Annotated in this window: 4 protein-coding genes and 1 pseudogene; 1 reads left to right on the forward strand and 4 read right to left on the reverse strand. The window is 64.2% G+C overall.

The features are described 5' to 3' along the window. A partial coding sequence (locus BXA07_RS29420; RefSeq protein WP_139335861.1) for an MBG domain-containing protein occupies nt 1-4,506 on the reverse strand: 4,506 nt, incomplete at its 3' end. 504 nt (nt 4,507-5,010) lie between these two features. On the opposite strand from BXA07_RS29420, the gene BXA07_RS29425 reads away from it, so the two are divergent. Further along, nucleotides 5,011-5,694 carry a response regulator transcription factor gene (locus BXA07_RS29425; RefSeq protein ID WP_076573229.1) on the forward strand — a complete coding sequence of 228 codons (684 nt, stop codon included), beginning with the start codon at nt 5,011-5,013 and terminating at the stop codon, nt 5,692-5,694. A gap of 10 nt (nt 5,695-5,704) precedes the next feature. On the opposite strand, the gene BXA07_RS29430 is transcribed toward BXA07_RS29425, so the two are convergent. The 3 genes and pseudogenes from BXA07_RS29430 to BXA07_RS29440 form a co-directional block, all read right to left on the reverse strand. Continuing rightward, nucleotides 5,705-6,478 (reverse strand): sulfite exporter TauE/SafE family protein, encoded by a 774-nt coding sequence (locus tag BXA07_RS29430; RefSeq protein ID WP_076573230.1) that lies wholly within the window; start codon nt 6,476-6,478, stop codon nt 5,705-5,707. Further along, nucleotides 6,468-7,469 carry a phosphate acetyltransferase gene (pta, locus tag BXA07_RS29435; protein WP_076573231.1) on the reverse strand — a complete coding sequence of 334 codons (1,002 nt, stop codon included), beginning with the start codon at nt 7,467-7,469 and terminating at the stop codon, nt 6,468-6,470. Before pta ends, BXA07_RS29430 begins: the two co-directional genes overlap by 11 nt. Nucleotides 7,470-7,583: 114 nt before the next feature. Beyond that, nucleotides 7,584-7,784: pseudogene (locus tag BXA07_RS29440) on the reverse strand (sulfoacetaldehyde acetyltransferase); the annotation flags it as partial.

Raw genomic sequence — 7,784 nt, forward strand, 5'->3', positions numbered from 1 at the left:
TTGCGTGACCTGATACGTGAGGTTCGGATCGACGTTGCCATACACCTTGCTCTGCGCGTCGGCCGTCACCGTGATCGGACGCGCAGCGATGCTCAGGCTGCCATTTTGCGCCGTCACAACATAGTTGCCATTGGCCAGGGCCGACGCGTCGATCGTGTAGCTGCCCACGTTTTCACCGGCTGCGCGGCGCAGCACGCCAGACAGGCTGTCGCCTGCCACCAGATTGCCTTGCGTGACCTGATAGGTCAGGCCGGGATCGACGTTGCCATACACCTTGCTCTTCGCATCGGCCGTCACCGTGATCGGACGCGCAGCGATGCTCAGGCTGCCGTTTTGCGCTGTCACAACATAATTGCCATTGGCCAGGGCCGACGCGTCGATCGTGTAGCTGCCGACGTTTTCACCGGCCGTGCGGCGCAGCACGCCGGACAGGCTGTCGCCTGCCACCAGATTGCCTTGCGTGACCTGATAGGTCAGGCCGGGGTCGACGTTGCCGTACACCTTGCTCTGCGCATCGGCCGTCACCGTGATCGGACGCGCAGCGATGCTCAGGCTGCCGTTTTGCGCTGTCACAACATAGTTGCCGTTGGCCAGGGCCGACGCGTCGATCGTGTAGCTGCCCACGTTTTCACCGGCCGTACGGCGCAAGACGCCGCTCAGGCTGTCGCCTGCCACCAGATTGCCCTGGGTCACTTGATACGTGAGGTTCGGATCGACGTTGCCGTACACCTTGCTCTTCGCGTCGGCCGTCACCGTGATCGGACGCGCAGCGATGCTCAAGGCGCCGTTTTGCGCTGTCACAACATAGTTGCCATTGGCCAGGGCCGACGCGTCGATCGTGTAGCTGCCCACGTTTTCACCGGCTGCGCGGCGCAGCACGCCGTTCAGCCTGTCGCCTGCCACCAGATTGCCTTGCGTGACCTGATAGGTCAGGCCCGGATCGACATTGCCATACACCTTGCTCTTCGCATCGGCCGTCACCGTGATCGGACGCGCATCGATGCTCAGGCTGCCGTTTTGCGCGGTCACAACATAGTTGCCATTGGCCAGGGCCGACGCGTCGATCGTGTAGCTGCCCACGTTTTCACCGGCTGCGCGGCGCAGCACGCCAGACAGGCTGTCGCCTGCCACCAGATTGCCTTGCGTGACCTGATAGGTCAGGTTCGGATCGACGTTGCCGTACACCTTGCTCTGCGCATCGGCCGTCACCGTGATCGGACGCGCAGCGATGCTCAGGCTGCCGTTTTGCGCTGTCACAACATAGTTGCCGTTGGCCAGTGCCGACGCGTCGATCGTGTAGCTGCCCACGTTTTCACCGGCCGCGCGGCGCAGCACGCCGGACAGGCTGTCACCCGCCACCAGGTTGCCCTGGGTCACTTGATACGTCAGGCCGGGATCGACGTTGCCATACACCTTGCTCTGCGCGTCGGCCGTCACCGTGATCGGACGCGCAGCGATGCTCAGGCTGCCGTTTTGCGCTGTCACAACATAATTGCCATTGGCCAGGGCCGACGCGTCGATCGTGTAGCTGCCCACGTTCTCGCCAGCTGCGCGGCGCAAGACGCCGGACAGGCTGTCGCCTTCCACCAAAGCACCTTTTGTCACCTGGTATGTCAGGCCAGGATCGACGTTGCCATACACCTTGCTCTTCGTCTCGGCGGCCACCATGATGGGACGCGGGTCGATGCTGGCGCTGACGCCGCTGGCGTTCAGCACATAATTGCTGCTGGACAGGCTCAAGGTGCTGGAATCGAAACTGCTGTAGCGGCCGGCATTGCGGCTGCCGACAGTGGCCGAACCGGCGACCGTGGGCGCGCTGTCGCCATTGACCAAGCCAGACAGGACGAAGCCCGAATTGAAGGTGCTGCTGCCATCGTAGGTTTTCGTCACGGCCACGTTCAGCGGGCGGGGCGTCACCGTCCAGTAGACAGGGCCGCCCGGCGTCAGGGTGTAGCCCGTCTTGCCCAGCACCAGGCCAGTGTTGTAGCTGATCACGTAGACACCAGCCGAAGACGTCGCCGTCGGCGCGCCCAGCCAGGAAATCGTGCCGCTCGCGCCGGCATCGCTAATGAGCGTGCCGCCGCTCAACGCATCGTACAGCGCATAGTTAAAGACGGGCAAGTCGCCATACATGCTGCTGCCTGGCGTCAAGCGGACATACACGGGCTTGGAGGCGTTGCCGGCGGCATTGTCGACGGAAACGATGGCGTCCTTCAATTGCGCGACGGGCGCCGCCGCATAGTAGACGGACAGACCGCCGGACTGGCCCGGCGCCAGGTCGGCTGCGCGCAGGAACATGGCGTAGCTGCCGTCCGTCTGGCCGGAAGCGACGGATGCGCCGCGCGGGTTCTGGTTGACGGCATTGGAAAAGAAGCAGCAATTGCTGTGCACGGTATCCACGCCAGCCGTCGTGGAATAGAACAGCACGGCCGAGCCGCTGGTAGTGCTATTGGTTTCCGTCACCATGATGGCATTCGACGCGGTATTGCTATCGGTCAACTGGGCAAACGCACCCGAAACGATGTTGCCCTTGATTTTGAAATTGCGATCCGAAGTGCCGATAAAATCATCGCCCGTGCCCAGCCACATGCGGACATTCGTCAGCGGCGCATTGCTCAGATTGGTCAGCCGGCTATCCATGTTGACGAAGGCATCACCCGCCTTCAAGACATAGGTGTGCGCGATGCTGGCCGACTGGTTCAGGCTGCTGAAATTGATCGTCCCCGTCGTCACGACCGTTCCCAGGCCTTCCCGGTAGCCGGCGATGTTGAGCGTACGGTTGCTCAGCGCCGTGGAATAACTGCTGCCCGCAGGCATGCCGGGGAAATCGTCGTCCATGCCAGGGAAGCCACCGTTAACGCGGTCGGTGGTCAGTACCTGTCCATTGTTGTTCCAGGCGCTGCCGCCATTGCCGCCAGCGGCCACGGCAAAGTCGAAGGGCCGGCCAAGGGTCAGCTGGAACCAGCCGTTGCGGCCCGGGGTAGTGTTATCGAAATAAAATGGCGTCTTTAGCAGGCCGTCGCTGGTGAAGGAGTCTTCCAGGCCAGAGCCAAAGCGTACCTTGCCGTTATCCAGCACCAGGTTCTTCACTGCGCCAGCACTGCCCTTTTGCCAGGTGAAGGCGCTGGCGGCAGGAATGTTGACGGCCAGGCCGGCCGCCACATTGTAGCCGCTGCCCGCGCCATCGGCCGTGGCCTGCCCGTACCGGTAAGCCAGCGAGGCCGTGCCCGTCGCGTTCAGGTTGGCATTGATGTTGATATTGCGCTCGGCAGTCAAGGTCAGCTTGTTGGCCGACCAGCTGATGGCGTCATTCACATGGATGTCGCCATTGCCGCCCGTCGTCCCCATGCTGGTCGTCATGATGGCGAAATTATTGCTGGCCAGGGCGCTCGACACGGCCGCCCCCGTCATGTTGCCGCCGCTGGCTGCCACCGTAAAGTCGTTCGGATCGATCAGCCAGGTGCCGGTCTTGCCGCGCGGCGCGGCCGTGGTGACTTGCGCAGCGTCAATTGTGACATGGTTGGCGCTCGTTTCGATGAAGCCGCCGTCGCCGCCCTGCGGGGCGCTGGCGTCGAGCATGCCGGCCACGCGGACGCTGCCCTGCTGCATGTCGCCGAGCAGCACGATCTGGCCTTTTTCACCCGTGCCCAGCGTATGCGCCTCGATCACGCCCGTATTGTTGATGACGCTGGAAGCCAGCTTGCCGGCCGCCTTGGCCGTCAGGTAGACCTGGCCGCCGTCGGCGCGGATGGCGCCGCCATTCTCGATCAGGGTATCGAGCGCGCCCTGCGTCACCTGCAGCTTGACAGGGCCGCCCAGGTCCAGCACGACCTGGCTGCCGGCGCCCATCAGCACGCTGCCCGCGCGCGCCGCGATGCTGCCGCTGTTGCTGATGCGGGCGGAAACCAGGGCTACATAGCCGCCGTCGGCCGCGCGGATCGCGCCTTCATTGACGACGCTGCCTGCGCCCTTGCCGTTGAAGACATGCTTGTTGCCGCCCAGGCTGGCATTGTCGACATCCAGGGTCGAGGCGACGAGGCCGCCCACGTTGACCTGGGCCGTGCGGCCGAACAGGATGCCGTTCGGGTTAATCAGATACACCTGGCCGTTGGCATTGATGCGTCCGAGTATCTGCGAGCCATTGCTGTCGAGAATGCGGTTGACCGCCAGCGCCTGCGACGACGGCTGGACGAAGTTGACGGTTTCCTTGCTGCCCACATTGAAGCTGGCCCAGTTCAGCGAGGCCTGCTCGCTCGTCTGCCGGACCGTCGTCGTGGCGCCGGACTGCGTGATGGTCGCCGTGCCGGCCACCACCTGGCCGCCCGCAGGCCCGGCACAGGCGGGCCCGCCCAGCGCCAGGGCCGCCATGGCGGCGGCAGCGGCGGCCAGCTTGCGCCGCCCGCCCTTGCCGCGCCCGCGCGACGTCTCGGCTACGGCGACCCAGGCGTTCAGGACATGGCTCCAGACGAGCCGGTAAATGTGATTCAGTGATCCGTGGCGGTGCATGCTGTCTATCCTTGTTGGTGTTGTTACAGGGTGTGCCGCATACCGCCTGGTTCACTCCAGCGTCGCAGCCTCATTCCTCTCTCCATCCCTGTTGCCTTTCGCTACACACATGTAATCAAAAGACATAAAAATTTCCTCGCAGAAATGTAACAAAAAATGTGAATTTATAAGTGAGCAAACCTGAGCGATACCCGACTGAATTGGTCGGAAATACCGTCCGTCCCAGGCAGGCAGCGGCGCCGCCTCGCGGCATGGTTTGCTGGCCCTTGCCGTCACGCCGGTACGGACGAACGTTGTCTTCCATGATGTTGTCAAAACACAACAACCTGGTACCGGACAAGGCGCGGGGCAGGCCAATGCGGCGGCGCGGCGGCAGGCCGATAAGGGCGCCGTACCGAGAAAAATGAGGAGCGGGAAAGGCATGGCGCGGCAGTGGGCGACAGCCATATCAAGGAAACGGCTAGCTGCCTTCACGCCAGGCAAGTGATCGGTTATCCTTGCGCCATGCCCAACCTTATTTTGCTTGAAGATGAAGCCGTGCTGCGGCAGGAACTAACCGAATTTCTCGGCGATTGCGGCTATCGGGTCAGTGCTGTCGCCGACCTGGCCGGCTTTCACGCAAGCTACGCGCCCAGCCAGCACAGCATCGCCATCATCGACCTGGGCTTGCCCGATGGCGACGGCATGGCCCTGGTGCGCGAGTTGCGCGCGCAGGGCAGACAGCTGGGCATCATCGTCTTTACGGCGCGCGGCGCCACGCAGGACAAGGTCATCGGACTGACCGGCGGCGCCGACTATTATTTGCCGAAGCACACCGATCTCGATGAACTGGCGGCGACGCTGAGCAGCTTGCGGCGGCGCCTCGGTGAACCGGCAGCGGCGCCGGCGTGGATACTCGAACTGGGGCCGCGCCGCCTGGTGCCGCCAGGCGGCGGCGCCATTTCCCTGTCACAACAAGACACCACGGTGCTGCAGGTGCTGATGGCCGAGCCGGAGCGCATCGTCAGCCGGCAGCAGATCGTCCAGTCGCTGGGCGAGGATTTCCTCGACTACGACCAGCGCCGCCTCGACACGCAGATCCGCCGCCTGCGCCGCAAGACCGAGCAAGCCACGGGCCTGCCCTTGCCCGTCAACACGGCGCGCAACGCCGGTTACCGCTTTTTCGCCAATGCGGCCGTCCGGCCCTGAACCGGCATTCCTAGGCCAGCAGTTGCGGCACGGCCGCCGCCATCAGGGAAATGCCGATGGCCGTCAGCACGGCAAACGCGATGCGGCGCATGCCGCGCTGGGCGATGGGCGGCGGGTAGCGCTTGCCGGCCATGGTGGCCAGCACGCCCACGGGCAGGGCCAGCGCGCACAACAGTAATACTTTCGCGTCCAGCTGGCCCTGGCTGCCCGCCATCAGCGAACGTCCGCCCGCGCTGATGGCGAACAAAAAGATCAGGCTGTAGCGGATGGTGGTCAAACTCATTTCCTGACGGTAAAACTGGTACACGAGGGGCGGGCCGGCCAGCGAAAACAGGCCGGAAAACAAGCCGCCGCACACGCCGCTGATGAAAAAGCTGCGTTTATCGGCCGCGCCCGGTCCCGGCGGGGCCTGCAGCAGGATGCTGACGCCGCCATATACGATGGCCGCGCCCAACAGCAGTTTCAGCACGGGCGCATACGCCTGGTCCAGATATCCCAACAGCAACACGCCGGCCGCCATGGCCGGCAGCAAGCCGATGCTGGCGGCGCGGATGGCGCGCCAGTCCAGGTGGTGCAAGGCACCGGGCAAGGCCACGAGGCAATTAGCCAGCGACAACAAGCTGACGAGGGCCGCCAGCGCGGGCACGGGCGCCAGGCCCAGGCCGCTGGCCACGCCCATGACGATCATGCCCAGGCCAAAGCCCGTGACGGTCTGGAAATACGTGCCGGCCGCCACCACGCCCAGCAGCGCCAGCACGGGCAGGCTGAACAACTCAGCGTCCACCCTGGGCCTGCACGGCCGTCACGGCAATCACGTTATACACATCATCGGCGCTGCAGCCGCGCGACAGATCGTTGGCCGGCTTGTTCAAGCCTTGCAGCAAGGGGCCGATGGCGACGGCGCCGCCCATGCGTTCGGCCAGCTTGTAGCCGATATTGCCCGCGTCCAGGTTCGGGAACACCAGCACGTTGGCGCGGCCGTTGACGACGGAATCCTTGACTTTTCTTTGGGAAATTTCGGCCACGATGGCCGCGTCGAGCTGCACGTCGCCATCGATGGCCAGTTGGGGGCGCTGGGCCTTGACCCGGTCCGTGGCCGCATGCACCTTGTCGACGGCCGCATGGTGGGCGCTGCCGCTGGTGGAAAACGACAGCATGGCGACCCGCGGTTCTTCCATCAGCAGGGCTTGCGCACTGTCGGCGGCGGCCATGGCGATGTCGGCCAGCTCCTCCGGCTTCGGGTCCACCACCAAAGCGCAGTCGGAAAAGATGAATCCACCCTTCAGGCTGTGGAACGGTTCGCACAGCATCATCAGGAAAAAGCTCGACACGAGCTTGAAGGCGGGATCGACGCCGATGATCTGGATGGCGCTGCGCACCACGTCGGCCGTCGTGTGCACGGCTCCCGCCACGCAGCCGTCGGCGTCGCCCAGGCGCACCATCAGGTTGGCATAGCACAGCGGGTCTTGCACGGCGATGCGCGCCTGCTCCACCGTCATGCCCTTGGCTTGACGCAGCACAAACAATTGCTGGGCATAGTGTTCCGACTCGTCGGACCTTGCCGGATCGACCAGGCGCACGCTATCGAGGTCCAGCCCGTGCTCGTGCGCCAGGGCCAGGATGGCGGCCGGCTTGCCGACGAGGGTGATGTGCGCCAGGCCTTCGCTTGCCGCCCGCGCGGCCGCCTGCAGCACGCGCACGTCGCCGCCCTCGCACAGGACGATGTTCTTCGGCACGGCGCGGGCTTGGGCGATGATGCGGTGCAGGGCTTTCATGGGTACTCCAATTCGGTAAAAAAAGTGCCGGAACCATGGAAGCATGAAGATAGTTCCGGCACATAAAACCCGGCAAGCCGGGGTCATACAAGGATCGAACTGACTGCCGGCCGCTTACACGTAGTCTTTGTACTTGTCCAGGTGACGGATAGGCTTGCTCAGCGCATCGCGGCGGAACGGGTCGCCCAGCTCGCGCGTGCACATGATTTCGATGATGGTGGTCTTGCCTTCATTCATCTGCATGTCGATTGCCTTCTTCAGGGCCGGTCCCACGTCTTCCAGCTTGTCGACCGTGATGCCTTCGGCGCCCATGGC

Origin of the sequence: Janthinobacterium sp. TND4EL3, assembly GCF_900156175.1 — a bacterium.
Lineage (GTDB): Bacteria > Pseudomonadota > Gammaproteobacteria > Burkholderiales > Burkholderiaceae_D > Janthinobacterium.